This window comes from Acidisoma sibiricum (assembly GCF_057837225.1).
The window spans coordinates 291,743-308,258 of sequence record NZ_JBYQFD010000002.1 but is presented as its reverse complement, the minus strand read 5'-3'; the positions used below and the strand labels follow the sequence as shown (position 1 = coordinate 308,258).

Annotated in this window: 18 protein-coding genes; 11 read left to right on the top strand and 7 right to left on the bottom strand. The window is 63.9% G+C overall.

Features of this window, described 5'->3' with window-relative positions; translation table 11 throughout:
- Positions 1–2 precede the first annotated feature (2 nt).
- Genes AC3G7M_RS19820 through AC3G7M_RS19795 form a run of 6 tightly spaced genes read left to right on the top strand, consistent with a single transcriptional unit; the run spans position 3 to position 4,949 of the window.
- On the top strand, positions 3–980 hold the full coding sequence (locus AC3G7M_RS19820; RefSeq protein ID WP_489216233.1) for an ABC transporter permease: 978 nt from the start codon (positions 3–5) through the stop codon (positions 978–980).
- Positions 977–1,957 (top strand): ABC transporter permease, encoded by a 981-nt coding sequence (locus AC3G7M_RS19815; RefSeq protein ID WP_489216231.1) that lies wholly within the window; start codon positions 977–979, stop codon positions 1,955–1,957. Before AC3G7M_RS19820 ends, AC3G7M_RS19815 begins: the two co-directional genes overlap by 4 nt.
- A 17-nt stretch (positions 1,958–1,974) precedes the next feature.
- On the top strand, positions 1,975–2,751 hold the full coding sequence (locus AC3G7M_RS19810) for an SDR family NAD(P)-dependent oxidoreductase (protein ID WP_489216229.1): 777 nt from the start codon (positions 1,975–1,977) through the stop codon (positions 2,749–2,751).
- A 16-nt stretch (positions 2,752–2,767) separates the two neighbouring features.
- On the top strand, positions 2,768–3,055 hold the full coding sequence (locus AC3G7M_RS19805) for a YciI family protein (RefSeq protein WP_489216227.1): 288 nt from the start codon (positions 2,768–2,770) through the stop codon (positions 3,053–3,055).
- 23 nt (positions 3,056–3,078) lie between these two features.
- Positions 3,079–3,846, top strand: coding sequence for an SDR family NAD(P)-dependent oxidoreductase (locus AC3G7M_RS19800; protein WP_489216225.1), 768 nt, complete (start codon positions 3,079–3,081; stop codon positions 3,844–3,846).
- A 35-nt stretch (positions 3,847–3,881) separates the two neighbouring features.
- Entirely contained in the window at positions 3,882–4,949 is a 1,068-nt protein-coding gene (locus AC3G7M_RS19795) for an alcohol dehydrogenase catalytic domain-containing protein (RefSeq protein ID WP_489216223.1), read from the top strand.
- Between the two features lie 25 nt (positions 4,950–4,974).
- Here the strand turns inward: AC3G7M_RS19795 and AC3G7M_RS19790 are convergent, their stop codons facing one another.
- Genes AC3G7M_RS19790 through AC3G7M_RS19780 form a run of 3 tightly spaced genes read right to left on the bottom strand, consistent with a single transcriptional unit; the run spans position 4,975 to position 7,855 of the window.
- Positions 4,975–6,090, bottom strand: a complete 1,116-nt coding sequence (locus tag AC3G7M_RS19790; protein WP_489216221.1) for an NAD(P)/FAD-dependent oxidoreductase — start codon at positions 6,088–6,090, stop codon at positions 4,975–4,977.
- Positions 6,087–6,788 (bottom strand): methyltransferase domain-containing protein, encoded by a 702-nt coding sequence (locus tag AC3G7M_RS19785; protein ID WP_489216219.1) that lies wholly within the window; start codon positions 6,786–6,788, stop codon positions 6,087–6,089. Before AC3G7M_RS19785 ends, AC3G7M_RS19790 begins: the two co-directional genes overlap by 4 nt.
- Positions 6,788–7,855, bottom strand: coding sequence for a type III polyketide synthase (locus AC3G7M_RS19780; protein WP_489216217.1), 1,068 nt, complete (start codon positions 7,853–7,855; stop codon positions 6,788–6,790). The genes AC3G7M_RS19785 and AC3G7M_RS19780 overlap by 1 nt, the downstream gene beginning before the upstream one ends.
- Before the next feature lie 397 nt (positions 7,856–8,252).
- On the opposite strand from AC3G7M_RS19780, the gene AC3G7M_RS19775 reads away from it, so the two are divergent.
- Positions 8,253–9,170 (top strand): diguanylate cyclase, encoded by a 918-nt coding sequence (locus AC3G7M_RS19775; RefSeq protein WP_489216215.1) that lies wholly within the window; start codon positions 8,253–8,255, stop codon positions 9,168–9,170.
- Between the two features lie 28 nt (positions 9,171–9,198).
- Here AC3G7M_RS19775 and AC3G7M_RS19770 read toward each other — a convergent pair whose 3' ends face one another.
- From AC3G7M_RS19770 to AC3G7M_RS19760, 3 genes are all read right to left on the bottom strand, one after another.
- Complete coding sequence (locus AC3G7M_RS19770) at positions 9,199–10,188, bottom strand: zinc-dependent alcohol dehydrogenase family protein (protein WP_489216213.1); 990 nt, start codon at positions 10,186–10,188, stop codon at positions 9,199–9,201.
- 75 nt (positions 10,189–10,263) lie between these two features.
- Complete coding sequence (locus AC3G7M_RS19765; RefSeq protein WP_489216211.1) at positions 10,264–11,100, bottom strand: NADPH-dependent oxidoreductase; 837 nt, start codon at positions 11,098–11,100, stop codon at positions 10,264–10,266.
- A 51-nt stretch (positions 11,101–11,151) separates the two neighbouring features.
- Positions 11,152–12,246: an NADH:flavin oxidoreductase/NADH oxidase gene (locus AC3G7M_RS19760; protein ID WP_489216209.1), complete on the bottom strand. Its 1,095-nt coding sequence runs from the start codon at positions 12,244–12,246 to the stop codon at positions 11,152–11,154.
- A gap of 111 nt (positions 12,247–12,357) precedes the next feature.
- Between AC3G7M_RS19760 and AC3G7M_RS19755 the strand changes: the two genes are divergently transcribed.
- The gene (locus tag AC3G7M_RS19755; RefSeq protein WP_489216207.1) at positions 12,358–12,648 is read left to right on the top strand and encodes an ArsR/SmtB family transcription factor; all 291 of its coding nucleotides are present in this window, start codon (positions 12,358–12,360) and stop codon (positions 12,646–12,648) included.
- A 24-nt stretch (positions 12,649–12,672) separates the two neighbouring features.
- Here AC3G7M_RS19755 and AC3G7M_RS19750 read toward each other — a convergent pair whose 3' ends face one another.
- Positions 12,673–13,686 carry a LacI family DNA-binding transcriptional regulator gene (locus AC3G7M_RS19750; protein ID WP_489216205.1) on the bottom strand — a complete coding sequence of 338 codons (1,014 nt, stop codon included), beginning with the start codon at positions 13,684–13,686 and terminating at the stop codon, positions 12,673–12,675.
- A gap of 127 nt (positions 13,687–13,813) precedes the next feature.
- Between AC3G7M_RS19750 and AC3G7M_RS19745 the strand changes: the two genes are divergently transcribed.
- Genes AC3G7M_RS19745 through AC3G7M_RS19735 form a run of 3 tightly spaced genes read left to right on the top strand, consistent with a single transcriptional unit; the run spans position 13,814 to position 16,514 of the window.
- Positions 13,814–14,893: a fatty acid desaturase family protein gene (locus tag AC3G7M_RS19745; RefSeq protein ID WP_489216204.1), complete on the top strand. Its 1,080-nt coding sequence runs from the start codon at positions 13,814–13,816 to the stop codon at positions 14,891–14,893.
- A gap of 37 nt (positions 14,894–14,930) precedes the next feature.
- Positions 14,931–15,245 (top strand): MocE family 2Fe-2S type ferredoxin, encoded by a 315-nt coding sequence (locus tag AC3G7M_RS19740; RefSeq protein ID WP_489216202.1) that lies wholly within the window; start codon positions 14,931–14,933, stop codon positions 15,243–15,245.
- A 12-nt stretch (positions 15,246–15,257) separates the two neighbouring features.
- Positions 15,258–16,514: an NAD(P)/FAD-dependent oxidoreductase gene (locus tag AC3G7M_RS19735; protein ID WP_489216201.1), complete on the top strand. Its 1,257-nt coding sequence runs from the start codon at positions 15,258–15,260 to the stop codon at positions 16,512–16,514.
- The last annotated feature ends 2 nt before the right edge of the window (positions 16,515–16,516 follow it).

Here is a 16,516-nt window from a genome sequence, read left to right as displayed (position 1 = left end):
GCATGAGTGCAACCACCCTTCCCTCTGCCCCACCCAAGCGCCGCTTCCGCGTGCCGGAAGAGGTCATCCGCCTCGGCATCGTCGTGGTGCTCATTTTTGCGATCATCGTGCTGGGCTGCGCCATCACCAACCGCTTCGGCCGGGCGAACAACTTTTTCAACATCTATGAGCAGTCGACCGATCTGGCTCTGGTATCACTGGGCCAAACCCTCGCCATCCTCACAGGCGGCATCGACCTCTCGGTCGGGTCCATGATCAGCCTGCTGTCGGTGCTGACCTCAGGATTGATCAATAGCAATGGCGATATGGTGATCCCCGTCTGTGCCGGGGTCATTCTGCTCGGGCTTGTCATCGGCGTCATCAACGGGCTCGGCATCGTCGTGCTGCGGGTGCATCCGCTGATCGTGACCCTCGGCATGGGGGCCATCCTGCAAGGCGCGGCGCTGCTTTATACTTTGGCGCCCGCGGGCGGCGTGCCGGATGGCTTTGATTACCTCGCCTATGGCCGCGTCTACGATATTTCCGTCGGCGCCACGATCGTCGTCGCTGTATATCTGCTGGCCAGCCTGCTGCTGCGACGCACGACGACCGGTCGCTACATCTACGCGATCGGCGATGACCGGCCGGCGGCCATCCTGCTCGGCCTGCCCGTGCGGCGCACGGTCATTCTGGTCTACGCCCTCTCAGGCCTGTTCTGTGCCGTGACGGCGATCTACCTCGTCGCCCGTTTCGGCACCGGCCAGCCCTATGCTGGCGCCGGATACACGCTCGCCTCGGTCACCCCGGTCGTTGTCGGCGGCACCATGCTGAGCGGCGGACGCGGTGGGGTCATCGGCACCCTGCTCGGCGCCTATCTCATCGCGCTGCTCAACAACTTTCTCAATTTCCTGCATGTCTCGTCGGAAGTTCAGCTTGTCGTGCAGGGATTGATCATCATGCTCGCCGTCTCGGTCTACCGCGAGCGCCGGAGGATCGTATGAAAGCGGAGATCATTCCGGGCAGCATGGATGTGACGCCAAAATCCGGCCGCAGCCTAGGGCGCGCCATGCGGTTTATCAGCCAATACGGTATCTTCGTCTTTCTCCTGGTGCTCCTCCTCATTTCCGGCGCCATCGCGCCGTCCTTCCTGAGCGGCGAAAACCTCTCGAATCTGGTTCTTCAAGCCGTGCCGCTCGCGATCGTGACCATCGGCCAGGCGCTGGTCATCATGACCGGTGGGCTAGACCTTTCGGTCGCGTCCGTCATGGCGACCGCCGCCGTTGTCGGCACCAGTTTCGGCGGCCGCCCTATCGACGTGCTGGCCATCGTCCTCGTCGCTATCCTCATTGGCGCCGCCACCGGGCTGGTGAACGGTTTGCTGGTGACGAAACGGCAGGTCTCGCCCTTTCTGGCCACCCTCGCCAGCATGATCGTGCTGCAAGGCCTGCGCTTCGCCTGGACAAAGGGCGCGCCCTCCGGCGGCATGCCGCATCTCATCCGCATCGTGGGCTCCGGGACCTGGCATGGCATCCCCGTCAATCTCGCCGTTCTGGTCGTTCTGGCAATTATTGTCGGCCTGATTGTTCATCGCACCCTGCTCGGCCGGCGCTTCATGATCGTCGGGGGCAATCGCGTCACCGCGCAGCTGCTGGGCTACCGCGTTGATACGATCGTCATCGGGGCCTATGTCGCCTCCGGCATTCTGGCCGCCATCGCCGGCATCGTGCTCGGCGGCTATGCCGAAATCGTCGACAATCAGGTCGGCCGCGGCTTCGAGCTTGACAGTATCGTGGCCGCCGTCATCGGGGGCGCCGCCCTGTCGGGCGGTCGCGGCACCATTCCCGGCACCCTGGCGGGTGCCGCCGTGCTGATGCTTGCCTCCAATGTCGTCTTGCTGATCGGCCTGCCGATCCAGTTTCAGATCATCCTCAAAGGCGTCGTCATCGTCCTTGCCGCCGCCTGCTATGTGCGACGCTAATCCAGACCGGGGTCACGATGATGAGCGATCTAAGCCTCTATAGCCTGGAAGGCCGCGTGGCGGTCGTCACCGGCGCGCAGCGCGGTATCGGCGCGACCATTGCGGAATATTTTCTGGCCCTCGGCGCCACGGTGGTGCTGGCCGACCGGACGGACGCCGTGGCTGAGACGGCGGCGCAGCTCGACCCCGGCGGCAAGCGCAGTTCCTGGCTGACCCTTGATGTCACGGATTCCGCCTCTCTCGAAGCCGCCGCAAACACCGTTGTCAGCCGCCATGGCTGGATCGATATCCTCGCCGCCAATGCCGGTATGAGCTACGAATGCGCCGCCATCGATCATAGTGACGCGCAGTGGCGGCAGGCGCTGTCGGTCAATCTCGACGGCAGTTTCTACAGCGCCCGCGCCTTCGCCCGGCCGATGCTGGCGCGGGGTCGCGGATCGATCGTCCTCACCTCTTCCATCGCTGGCGTCAAAGTGGTGCGGCCTGAACACCATGTCGGCTACGACGTGGCCAAGGCCGGCGTCGCCCATATGGCCCGCGTGCTCGGCATCGAATGGGGCAAACACGGTGTGCGCGTGAATGCCGTGGGCCCTGGCTATACCGATACCGATATGCTGGCCGAGGTCGGGCGCACGCGGCCAGAGGTCATGAAAATATGGCTGGAAGACATGCCCGGTGGCCGTCTGTTGCGGAAGCAAGAGATTGCCAGCGCCGTGGCGTTTTTGAGTTCGGATGCCGCGTCCGGCATCAATGGCCATCTGCTGATGGTCGATGCCGGTTATTCCATCACCTGATTGGCTGGAGCCAAACATGCATTTCATCATCCATTGCCTGGACAAGGCGGGCGCCGTGCAGGACCGCCTGGCGAATTACGAGGCCCATAAGGCCTATCTCGGGGCCGCCCCGGTCCGCATCCTCGTCTCCGGCCCCTTGCTGGCGCCGGATCATGAGACGATGATCGGCAGCCTATTCCTGGTCGATGCCGAGACGCAGCAGGACGTGCAGGCCTTCCACGACGCCGACCCCTTCAAAAAGGCCGGAATCTGGGAAAGGGTGTCCATTCACCCCTTCCTCAAGCGGATGGATAACCGCAGCTAAGCAAAAAGACGAGGGAGGATAGAATGGGCCGCTTGCAGGACAAAATCGCCATCATCACAGGCGGCGGAACGGGCATTGGCGAAGCGACCTGCCGTCGCTTTGCTGAGGAGGGCGCGCGCGTCGCCGTCTTTGAAATCAGTGAGCAGAACGGCCAAACAACCGCCGAAGCCCTGCGCGCCCGGGGCGCGGAAGCGGAGGCTTTTCACGTCGACGTGCGGGACGAGCAGAGCGTGTCGGCTGCCGTGCAAAAGGTCATCGACCGGTGGGGCCGCATCGATGTGCTCGTCAATAACGCCGCCATTCCGGGGGCCAATAAATTCACCCATGAGCTGAGCGTCGATGAATTCGAGGCAGTCTTTGCCGTCAATGTCCGCGGCGTCTTCCTCTGCTCCAAACATGTGCTGAAGCATATGGTGGCGGCCAAAAGCGGCGCCATCGTCAACTTCTCTTCAATCTACGGCCTCATCGGCAATGATGATCTGCCGCCCTATCACGCGACCAAGGGCGCGGTGCTGCTGATGACCAAAACCGATGCCATCTGCTATGCGCGCTATGGCATTCGGGTGAATTGCGTCCATCCCGGTTCGACCAAGACGCCGCTTTTCATGAAGGCGGGGGAGACCTATCCGGGCGGGCTTGAGCATTATCTGGACATGATGAAGGCGAAGCATCCTCTCACCCTGGGCGAGCCGGTGGATGTCGCCAATTGCGTGCTGTTTCTGGCCTCGGATGAAGCGCGGTTCGTGACCGGCGCCAGCCTGGCCTGCGATGGCGGCTACACGGCTCAGTAACGCTGTTGATGCCGCACCAATCAGGAGACCCAACCATGCGTGCCGTCCGCTTCTACACCAAACGCGATATTCGCGTCGAAGATGTCCCCGAACCCTCAGACGCGCTCGGCGATAGCCAGGTTCTTGTCGCACCCGCTTTGTGTGGAATCTGCGGCACGGATCTGCATGAGTTTATCGCGGGCCCCATCGTGACACCGGTGGAGCGGAACGCATTGACGGGCGCCACGCTGCCGCAAATCCTCGGCCACGAATTCTCAGGCCGTGTTCTCGCAACCGGCTCCGCGGTCACCCATGTGAAGATAGGTGACCTCGTATCCATCCAGCCGCTGCTTGCCCCCGCGGATGATTACTATGTCCGTCGCGGCCTGCTGCATCTCAGCGAAAAGCTTGGCGTCATCGGCCTCTCCCATCCCTGGGGCGGCATGGGCGAGAAGGCGGTGCTGGACGCGGCCAATGTCGTCCCCGTGCCCGCCTCGCTGACCGACGTCCAGGCCGCTTTGATCGAGCCGGCAGCCGTCGCTGTCTATGCGGTGGACCGTGGCCGCGTGCAGGCTGGTTCCTCCGTACTCGTCTCCGGCGCCGGACCGATCGGCGCCCTCACCCTTCTGGCGGCCAGAGCAGCGGGTGCCAGCACGCTCTTCGTGTCCGAGCCCAATCCAAACCGCCTACGCAAAGCGCAGGAGATTGTGCCCGGCGTCATTCCCATCGATCCGCGCAGCGACGATCTCGTCGCTATCGTGCGGGCTCACACCGAAAGCGGCGTCGGCGTGGATACGGCGCTCGAATGCGTCGGCCATGAGGGATCGCTGAATGCCTGCGTTAAAGCCGTGCGCCGGCAAGGCGTGGTGGTCCAGGCCGGGCTGCATGTCCGGTCAGCGTCCGTGGAGCCTATGCTCTGGGCTTTGAAGGACATCAGCATCGAGGCGACCTGGTGCTATCCGGTTCAAATCTGGCCGCGCATCGCCAGCATGATCGCCGCCGGCATCTTCCCCGTGGAGCGTGTCGTGACCGCGACCATCGACGCCGCCGATGTGGTGCGCGACGGGTTTGAGGCGCTGCTCAACCCATCCGGCGAGCATCTCAAAATCATGGTCGCCACCTGATCCACCGCGTTAGGCGGCGGGCCGACTAACGCGGTGCGGTCGTCTCAGCCACACGGGTCGCCCGCGCCGCCAGGGCCAAGCCCCCAGGCCAGAGCCGGGCGCCTGCCAGCAGAACCCTCTGCGTCGCCGGCCGTGCAGCCAGCCGGTACAGCCGGTCGGCGCGCCGGATCTGCCGGGTCAGATCACGCGCCAGGGCCTGGTGATAGGCGCCGGCCCCCTCGCCCCGCAGCACCGCCGCGGCCGCGCGGCCGGCACTATGCAGTGCGATCGCCATACCGTCTCCGGTAAAGGAGGCAATGACACCGGCCTGATCGCCGATCCGGTAGACATGATCTGGCCCCGCTGCCCGATGCACGAAGCCGTACGGGATGCGGGCAATGGCAAGCGGCGCGCCCAGCAGGGGCGTCGCCCCCGCCAGCCGCGCCGCCAGATACGGCGAGGTCTCACACAGAAAGCCGAGCACACCATCCCAGCCGCCGAGCTGCCGAAAATGCGCCTTTTCCACCAGTAGGCATAGATTGGCCCGATCGCCTTCCACCATCTGCAGCCCGGCATAGCCGCCGGGAAACAGGAGCAGTTCGACATGCCCCGCCAAAGAGGCGCGGGGTCCGGGCTGAAGTTGAAAATACATCTTGAGGCCGATCAGGCCGTTCACGGGCGCTTCCTCACGCGGCATGCCGCGCAATTCATGCTTGCCGGTCGCGAGAAGAAGAACACGCCCCTGCAGCGCCTCACTGCCGTCCAGTGTCAGGCGGACATGATCTGCCCCCACCTCCACGCTCTGGACGCTAGACCCCCGCCGCACCCGGGCGCCGCAGGCTTCGGCATGGCGCAGCAGCGCCTCGTCCAGCACCAGGCGAGAGAGGCCAATGCCGGTAAAGGGCAAGGCCGCGGTCACCGCCTGCGATCCGCGCACCAGCCGGACATGGTCGATCGGGTGTCCCCCCAGGGCGCGAACATCGAGACCCAGATCCGCCAGGAAGGACACGGCTTCGCTGCTGAGGAATTCGCCGCAGATCTTATCCGCGGGGCCGGTGCTACGCTCCACCAGGGTTACGGCCCGCCCGGCGCGGGCGAGGAGAGCGGCCGCCGCCGCACCCGCCAGGCCGCCGCCGGCGATCAGGATAGGCGGCTCGGTCATCCCTTGCTCCGGCTGATGCCGTGGCGGAACAGCCAGTGCCAGCGCACCGCAGCCGGCACATCCGCCCTCGCCGCCAATGTCCGCCATTCCGCGCCCGTGAAACCGCGTGCAATCGAGACCGTGCCGTCACGCCGCACAATCTCATGCCAGCCGGCCAGCCGCGCCAGCCAGCGAAACCCGTAATAGGGGAACCAATGGCGATGGAGGTCGGCGATATACCAGCCCCGGCGGGCATGCGCCTCCATCCAGGTCATCAGCCGCACAACCACGTCATCCGAGAGGTGATGGGTGAATTGCGAGGTGACGACGAAATCGAATGGTGCTGGGGGGTCAAACAGAAAGACATCGCCGGTCAGATAGGTGATGTCGGCGCCCGGCGAGGGCGTCGCGCGCGCCACCTCGGCGCTGCGCGGATTGAGGTCTATTCCCGTCAGGTCCGCTTTCAGGCCGGATTGCGCCGCCATGCGCGCAATGGCGCGCAGCAAATCGCCTTGCCCATAGGCCACATCCAGCACGGAGAAGACAGATCCCGGCGGAAGCTGCGCAGTCTGTTGCCGCAGCCAGGTGAGCGCTGCCTTATGCGCCGAGGTTACCCGGTTGACGGATGCCAGATCCGTCAGGCAGCGGGCATAGACCGCAGCATCCAGGTCCGGCGCGTCCATCACTTCGTCCGCATCCGAACGCAGCCGCAGGCTCATCAGGCCGCCTTCTGAAAGCGGATCGTCTCCACCGCCATGCCGGGGCCGAAGGCCATGGCAAGGCCGCGCTGACCCTCTGCCGCTGTGCTTAGCATCTGCTTCATCACGAACATGATGGTGGCAGAGGACATATTGCCATGTGCCGCCAGCACACCGCGAGAGGTTTCCAAGGCTTCGGGCGGCAGGTTCAGCCCGGTCTGGACAGCGTCCAGAATGGTCCGTCCGCCGCCATGCACAGCCCAAAGGTCAATCGCCTGTGTCCCCTCGCCGCGCAGCAGATCGCCGGTATTCTCCCGTAAGGCGCGGGTGATGCGCGCCGGCACCTGGCCGGACAGATGCATCACGAAACCCTGGTCGCCGATATGCCAGGTGATCAGATCTTCGCTGTCCGGCAGCACGGTGGTGCGGAAATCGCCGAGCTGAATGCCATGCGGGTCGGCGCTCACCAGGCAGGCGGCGCAGCCATCGCCAAAGATCAGGAAGGACAGCGCGACCTCGATATCCTGGGTCTCCTGCATATGCAGCGTGCAGAGTTCGAGATTAACCACCAGGACACGGGCGGCCGGGTCAGCCAGCACCGCCGCCTGAGCGATACGCAAGGCGGGTACCGCCGCCGAGCATCCCATGAAGCCCACCAGCGTGCGTTGCACATGGGCGGGCAATCCCAGACGCTTGGCGATGAGCTGATCCAATCCAGGCGCCATGAACCCGGTGCAGGAGGCGACGACCAGATGCGTCACCCGGTCGGCCTCGCCGTCCATATCCAGGTCTGCCAGGGCCTGCAGCGCCAGGTCCGGCGCATGCTGCTCATACAGCCGCATGCGGGCCGCCGTGCTGGGGAAGGCGCCGCGGCGGTAGACGCCCGGCGCCGTGTCATCGGCTTCCACCAACCCCTCCGGTGCGAGCACCGAATAGCGGTGGTCGATCCCCGATCTTTGCGCCAGACGGCTGAAAACAGCCTTGGCTTTCCCCTCAGGCCAGCCGTTCTGGGTAAAGCGGACAAAAGCCCCATGCACGTCATGCGGGGGCACAGCGGTCGCGATCCGATTGATATAAGCATTCACCATGATCGAGATGTGCGAGCTTCGTCTGCTGACTACAAATGACACTTTCGTCACGAACCGCGACATGAGACGGCATACCGGCGCGACCCATGCCGACCGCGCGCAACTGGTCCACATTCCGTCGAGAAATTCATAGCGGTGGGGCGAGGCATAGTCCAGGAGCAACAATGGATCAGGCCAAGCCAAAGCTAAGCGATTGTTGCTTTGTCAAATTCCATGCCACTTGGATCATCGAAACGGTTTGCCTCTACGACGCACTTGCAGCGGTATTGGGGTGCAACCGGCCGCGAGCACCGTGCCCATAAAAAGACCACCAGCCCCGCGAACCTGAGGCAAAATCTTGGTTTCTCAGACTTGGCGATGCCGCTAGAAGAGCCGCATGTTTGAAGGGGCGGCCGCTTTGGAGCGTTTCGATGTTATGATCATAGACGACAGCCCCACCACGCTCGTGCTGTTGTCCTCCATGGTCAGAGAGATCGAAGGCGTCGATGTGCGGCGGTGCAGTTCGGCTGCACGGGCTCTGCCCCTGATCGCTGATCGGCCGCCTGACCTGGTCCTGGTGGATTATATATTGCCGGAAATGAACGGCACGGCCTTCATCCGGCAGTTTCGGAGTCTGCCGCACTGCGCCTCCGTCCCCATCATCATGGTGACAGCCACTGAGGCGCGTGACACGCTTTATGAAGCGTTGGAAGCAGGGGCAACGGATTTTCTGATCAAGCCGCCAGATAGGGTCGAACTCATTGCGCGTGTCCGCAATTTTCTCAAGATGCGATCTATTGAACGCCAATTGTTCCGGCTGGCTCATTTTGACGAATTGACCGGCTTGGCGAACAGGCGGCGCTTCATGACCGAATTTGAGATGGCGATCACCCAGTCTCAGAAGATGCGGCAAAGGCTAAGCTTCGCCATCTTCGATACTGACCATTTCAAGCGCGTCAACGACACCTACGGTCACGCCATGGGTGACGAGGTGCTGCGGCGCCTTGCCAAAACTTGCGCGCAGTTCTGCCCGTCCCACTACCTGGTCGCGCGCCTTGGGGGTGAGGAATTCGGGCTGGTGATGCCCGGCGTCGGGCAGCAGGATGCGCTTCTGGATTGCGATCAGCTGCGGCAGGCTGTGGCCGCCAGCATCGTCGAAACCCCTGAAGGGCAGCGGATAGCCTTCACCATCAGCATCGGCGTGGCGACGCTCACGGACAGCGACACTGCTACCACGCTGATGGTTCGGGCCGACCGCGCTCTCTATACGGCGAAACTAGGGGGCAGAAATCGCGTCGCCGGACAACCTCTGCTCTACGGAGCGCCGAGGAACTGAGGAGCAGCTGCCTGCCCCTCAGCACGGGTCAGATAGTGACGACGACTTTGCCAATCTGCTGGTTTGATTCCAGATAGCGATGGGCGTCCTGGATCTCAGCCAAGGGGAAGCTGCGGGCGATGATCGGCTTGAAGTGACCGGCCGCAATCCCGTCGATGACGAAGCGCTTGCCCAGGTCAAGCAGGTGGGGATCACGCGTCACGGAAAAAAGTGTGTAGCCACGCAGCGTGAGATTTTTCGACAAAGCCGAAAACAGCGGAAAGGGCGTCGGCTCACTTGCCAGCGCGCCGTACAGGAACAGGGTACCCTGGTCCGCCAGAGCGGCCGCCAAGGCCTCCACGCCTGGCCCGCACACCGGGTCAAAGGCAATGCGCGCACCACGGCCACCGGTGATGCGCTTCACTTCTTCCGCCACATCCTGCTCTTCGGTCGCGATGACATGCGCGGCCCCTGCCTGCAGCAGCGCATCGCGCTTCGCACTCGTCCGGGTGGTGGCGATCGGCGTGGCGCCGAGACTATTGGCAATCTGGATGGCGGCAATGCCGACGCTGCTGGAGGCTGCCGTGATGATGACAGCGTCTCCCGCGGTCAGAGCCCCATTATGCACCAATGCGCCCCAGGCCGTCAGATACTGCATCCAGATGGACGCCGCTTCGGACCAGTTGAGGTTCGTCGGATGCTTTACCACCGCGTGCACCGGCACGATGGCCGCATCGCCATAGACGCCATATTGCGTCATGGAGAAGGCCGGAATGGTGCTGACGACGTCACCCACGGCGAAGCCGGTCACACCCTCGCCGATGGCCTCCACCTCGCCGGCCGCCTCATAGCCGAGCTTGGAGGGAAGCTCCGGCGCCTCCAGATAGGCGCCCTGGCGGAACATCGCTTCGGCACGATTGAGTCCGATGGCGTGCACGCGCAGCCGGACCTCGCCAGGTCCGGGCGCACCGATGTCGATGTCGTCGATCTGCAGAACCTCAGGACCACCCGTCCGGTGGAAGCGAACGATTTTTGACATGTCTTTTCTTTCAAAAGTGGCGTGAAGGACTTGGATTGCGCACGTGTTATGCGCAATCAACGTGACCTGGGCCGGCTACCGAAGTTCAAAACCGAGATTGTTCAAGACTGTCCGCAGCCGATCTCTGCCGGCCATCGAGGCGACCTTCGCCATCCGTCCGAACACGCGCTCGCTCCAGGTCGTGCGGGCGGTTTCGTTCCGGGCGCTGAACACCGTCATTGTTGCATCGTAATCCGCAATCAGGCGCGCCTCGTCGCGTGCGTTATACCGCTCCCTGTGCAAAACCACCGCTTGCGGCAGGCGCGGTTTGACGGCGGCCCCGCTTTCGGGTTTGGCATAGCCCACACAGAGGCCGAAGACGCCGGCCGAACCGGACGGCAGGCCAAGAATCTCCGCGACACGCGCCGGGTCATTGCGCAAGGCACCGATATAGACCGTTGAAAGCCCGAGTGACTCGGCGGCGATCACGGCATTCTGCGCGGCGAGCGCCGCATCGACGCCGGCGACGAAGAATGTCTCCAGATAGGGTATCGCCTCCAGCGTGACACCGGCCGCGTCTCCCAAGCGCTGGTTGCGGGAAAGGTCCGCGAGCCAGACCAGAAACAGCGGACATTCCATAATGTGGCGCTGGTTCCCAGCGACCGCGGCAAGCTGCCTTTTCGCCTCTACGTCCGTCACGGCCACCACTGACCACGTCTGCAGATTGGAGGAGGTCGCAGCCGATTGCGCGGCCGCCACCAATGTCTCCAGCGTGCCCTCCGGCAAAGGATTTACCAGATAGGACCGCACGGACCGATGAGCCAGCAGCAGATCCAGGGTGGCGTTCCAGGGACCCGCCGCCGGTATCGCGTCGTCGCCGTAGCGCGCGCGCAACGATGCGGTTTTGGAGAGGCTAGAAATGTCGCTGTCCATATTTACCTTGCTGATCGCTCGGAGATCGCATCACGCGCGAGGGCTGCGCTGTCAGGCCGGCCGGTAGCGCTCAAGCCAATGCGCATAGGGCGCGGGCAGCGTCCAGGCCGCCTTCTCCACATTCAGGGCACGGGCAGCACGATAGGGCCAATGCGGGTCCTCCAGCAACGGCCGGCCCAGCATCACCAGGTCCAGCTTGTCATCCCGCACCAGACCATCCGCCTGGGCCGGATCGGAGATGAACCAGCTGGTCGATGTCGCGATACCCAGCTCATGCTTGATGCGCGCGGCCGTCGGCGCCATGAAGGCCGGGCCCCAGGGGATCGTGGCCGTGGGCGTCGAGAAGCCCATGCTGACATCAATCAGATCCAGACCGCGGGTCTTCATCTGGCGGATCAGCGCGATACTGTCTTCCAGCGTCTGGTCATTGCCATCAAACTCAGTGACCCCGAACCGCGCGGTCAAGGGCAGGTTCTCCGGCCAGACCTTGCGCACCGCCTCCAGCGTCTCAAGAATGAAACGGCCGCGGTTTTCGACGTTGCCGCCGTATTCGTCGTCGCGCTGGTTGGAATAGGCCGACCAGAAGCTTTGGCCGAGATAGCCATGGGCCATATGCAGTTCGAGCCACTCGAACCCGACATCGCGGGCGCGCTCCGCTGCCGCCACGAAATCGCCCTGCACGCGGGCGATGTCATCCCGCGTCATGGCATGCGGGACTTTGGGCAGGTTGGCGCCGAACGGGATCGCTGACGGCGCGATCGTCTCCCATGCGCCGGGCTGACCGGCCAGAATATGGTCGTCGCCTTCCCACGGGCGATTGGCGCTGGCCTTGCGGCCGGCATGCGCGATCTGGATGCCGGGCACGGCGCCAGCTGCCTTCATCGCTCGCACGGTGGGCGCAAAGGCCGCGGCATGGGCGTCGCTCCAGATGCCAGCGCAGCCGGGCGTGATGCGCCCTTCCGGCGAAACGGCGGTCGCCTCGACGATGACAAGGCCCGATCCGCCGCGCGCGAGGCCCGTGAGATGCACGTGATGCCAGTCGGTGATGACACCGTCATCGGCCGAATACTGACACATCGGAGAAACCGCGATGCGGTTCCTGAGGGTCACCGACTTGATCGTAAGGGGGTCGAACAGCGAGGCCATCAACTACTCCATCTATAGGGCAGGCGGGCGACCGAACGCCCACCGTATTATTTCTATTGTTCCATTTTAATCGAACATTGGCAAGCTGAGGCGCATGGCCTACAAGAGCGAATGCGCGGACTTAGGCATCCTCAGACATCGGATATCGAGCTGGAGCGGGTGCTCTATGCCCTCAGCGATCCGCTGCGCCTCGCCATCGCCCGCCAGTTGCATAAGGCAGGCGTCGCCAGTTGCGGCGAGCTGGATGGTGGCCGCCCCAAATCCAGCATGTCCCATCACTTTCGCGTTTTGCGGGATGCTGGCGTCATCAGAACGCGAATGGATGGCACCGTGCATCTGAACGAGCTGCGCCGCGCCGAACTCGATACGCTCTTCCCGGGTCTTCTGAACGCAATTCTCTAGGCGCGTGGGCGCGCCGGGATCGAATTAGCAATTTTCCACCGTATGCAGCGTGAACGCGATTTCTCCGCCGATCGGCTGATCCGCGCCACTGCCAAGACGGCTCAGCATCAGATCGATCGACCGTCGCGCCTGCAATTCCGGGGCCTGATCGATGGTCACGGTCATCAGCCCGTCCCGCAGCAGCACCGCACTTTCCTCGGTCAGCTCGTGGCCCACGAAAATCACCGGCTCGCGCTGTCCCCAGTCGCGCAGAGCCTGGCCGACACCGGCACTGCCGCCGCCGGTATTGTAGATCGCCACCAGATCCGACCTTTCCCGCAGCGCCTGCATGACATGATGATAGGCGCGTTCCGGGTCGTCAGCTGTCGTCATCACCGGCGCCAGGGCGATGCCGGGCGCATGGCGTGCCAGCCCGCGGCTAAACCCCTCAATCCGCTGCTTATGGGCGCGAAAGCCAATGCTGGTGGACAGGATCGCCGCCGTCCCCCGGCCGCTTGCCATGCCGGCCACAAAGAAGGCCGCGGTGCCCCCTGCCTTGGTATGGTCGATGCCGACATAGGCGGCCCGCGGCGAATCCGGCACATCCGTCACCACGCAGATCACCGGCCTGCCAGCCGCCTCTGCCGCCGCAATGGCCGCAACATTGGCGGGATGTTCCTCGCAATAGACGATGATGCCGTCGGCCCGGCAATGCGTGATGCGCTGCGCGACCCGGGCCGGATCGCTCATGTCGATACTGCTGCGAATGACCGTAACGGAACGGTCAAGCGTCGCAGCCACCTGGCCCATGGCGGCGGAAAGGCGGTGCATGAAGGGCGTGGCGGATCGCGCCAGCATCACTTCTATGCGCAGCGCCCGCGCATGTGGCGCGGGCAGGATGCGCCGCAACCCAAGTTCACGGGCCGCGTCCAAAACGCGCCGCTCGGTACCAGGGGAGACGCTGCCACGCTCGTTCAGCACGCGGTCGACTGTGGCGATGCCTACCCCGGCGCGCCGCGCCACATCCTCCAGACCATAGCGGTTCCGGCGTCGGTCCATCACGGCCCCTTTGAGGTGCTTTTGCGCGATAGTATCTGATTGATGGAAAACCATCAAAAGCGGCTGCCGTGACGCTCCGCTGCCTGCGCTATAGCCAAGGAATGCCTAAAAACGGCGGGGGACGCTGATGCCGACGACGACGATGGATCGCCGAGATTACAGCCTGACCGGACCAGAGACGCGCCGCGCCGCGGAGCGCGGCCTTGCCTCCGCCGATTGGTACGCCCATCCGATCCCCCGCAAACAGATGAAAGAGCTGATGCGCCGCAAGAATGGGCCGGCGATCCGCGATACCATCATCTGGCTTGGGCTGATGGTGGTCTGTGCGGGTTTCGGCATCTATTTCTGGGGCAGCTGGCTCGCGGTGCCGTTCTTCATCGTCTACGGCGTGCTCTATGGCTCCGCCTCGGACTCGCGCTGGCATGAATGCGGCCATGGCACCGCCTTCAAGACGGCCTGGATGAACGATGCCGTTTATCACATCGCCTGTTTCATGATCATGCGTGAGCCGACGGTCTGGCGCTGGAGCCATACCCGGCATCACACCGATACCATCATCGTCGGGCGCGACCCGGAAATCGGGGTGAAGCGGCCGCCCGATATCGCCGGCATTCTGCTCAATCTGTTTGCGCTGAAATCGACCTTTTTCGCGATGAAGAAACTCGCTCTTCATGCCACCGGCCGGCTGACGGATGAGGAAAAGACCTTCATCCCCGAGATGGAACAGAGCAAGGTCACCGCCATCGCGCGCCTCTATCTCGGCATTCTGGCGGGCGTCGCCATCCTGTCGATTGCCCTGCACAGCTGGATTCCGGCCATGCTGATCGGCCTGCCGACGCTCTATGGCGGCTTTCTCACGATCATCTACGGGGTCACCCAGCATGCCGGACTGTCGGAAGACGTGCTCGACCACCGGCTCAACAGCCGCACCGTCTATATGAACCCGATCTCGCGCTTCCTGTATTGGAACATGAACTATCACGTCGAACACCACATGTTTCCGATGGTGCCCTATCACGCGCTGCCGGCGCTGCATGAGGCGATCAAGGCGGATTGCCCCAAGCCCTATCCCAGCATCATCGCCGCTTACGCCGAAATCATTCCGGCCTTGCTGAAGCAACGCCGCGATCCGAATTTCTATGTCCGGCGGGAACTGCCGGAACGGGCCGAGATGACGCAGGCCGAAGCCGTCGCCCAACCCGCCTGATCCGACACGACAATAAGAAAAGACCGGAGGAAAGATCATGGTCGTTTGGGTTGATGCCTGCGCGGAAGACGCGATCGACGAGGAAGATGTCATTCGTTTCGACCATGCGGGGCAGAGCTTTGCCGTCTATCGCCTGGAGGATGACAAATTTTGCGCCACCAGCGGCTTCTGCACGCATGAGAATGTTCATCTGGCAGACGGGCTTGTCATGGGCCGTATCATCGAATGCCCGAAGCATAACGGCCGCTTCGATATCCCGACCGGCAAGGCCAAGGGGGCGCCCGCCTGCATCGACCTCAAAACCTTTCCCGTCAAAGTCGAGGACGGCCGCGTCTTCATCGATCTCGGCTGAGGACGCCACGCCATGCAGCCTCGACCCGGTCCCGGTATCGTCATCATCGGCGCGGGAGAGGCCGGCACGCGCGCGGCGCTGACATTGCGGGAACGGCACTATGCCGGTCCCATCACGCTGATCGGCGCGGAAACGCATCTCCCGTATGAACGACCGCCGCTCTCCAAATCCGCACAGACCGCACTGGGCCACCCAACCCCTGCCGTGATCGGCGGGGCGGACACGCTCGCCGGGCAGAATATCGACTTCCGCTCAGGCATTGCCGTGACCGGGATCGATCGCGCGGCCCATAAGGTCATGCTGGCGGACGGTTCGGACCTGCCCTATGCGCAGCTGCTGCTCGCGACAGGCGCACGGCCACGGACCCTCGCCCTGCCCGGCGCCACGGCGGACACGGTGCTCTATCTGCGCACCTTCGCGGATGCCCTGGCGCTCCGCCGCCACCTGGCGCATGGTATTCGGCTTGTGATCATCGGCGGCGGGTTCATCGGCCTGGAAGTCGCGGCCAGCGCCTTGGAGCGCGGTTGCGCCGTCACGGTGGTTGAGATGGCGCCCCGCATTCTGGGCCGCGCGGTGCCGGCCGAGATCGCAGCCAGGGTCGCAGCACACCATCGGGCGGCCGGCATCACCATCATCGAAGGGGTCGGCCTCACGGCCATCGAGACTGGGCCAGATGGCCGCGCCGTCATGCTGGCCGATGGACGGGTGCTGTCAGCGGACGCCATCATCGCCGGCATCGGCGCCATCCCCGAAACCAGCTTGGCGGAGGCAGCCGGACTTGCCATTGACAACGGCATAAGGGTCGATGGCCGGCTCGCCACCGACGACCCTGCCATCTTCGCCGCCGGCGACTGCTGCGCCTTTCCGCATCCAGTCTTCGGCGGACGCCGCCTGCGGCTGGAAGCCTGGCGCAATGCGCAGGATCAGGGCCGGCACGTTGCGGGCTCCATGCTTGGGGATACGGCAGAATTCGCGACTGTCCCGTGGTTCTGGTCGGACCAGCATGGGGATACGTTGCAAATCGCCGGCCTGCCCGATGAGGGCGATCAGACAATCACGCGCGATATCGGCGGCATGCCCTTCCTGTTCCACCTTAAAGCCGGGCGTCTGGTGGGGGCCAGTGCCTTCGGCCCTCTGGCCAAAGTCGCCCGCGATATCAGGCTGGCGGAAATGCTGATCGAAGCCCGCGCCCATCCAGACCCGGCAACACTCTCGGACCCCGCCGTGAAGCTCAAGGCGTTGCTCCAACCCCGCGCATCGGCCGCCTGACG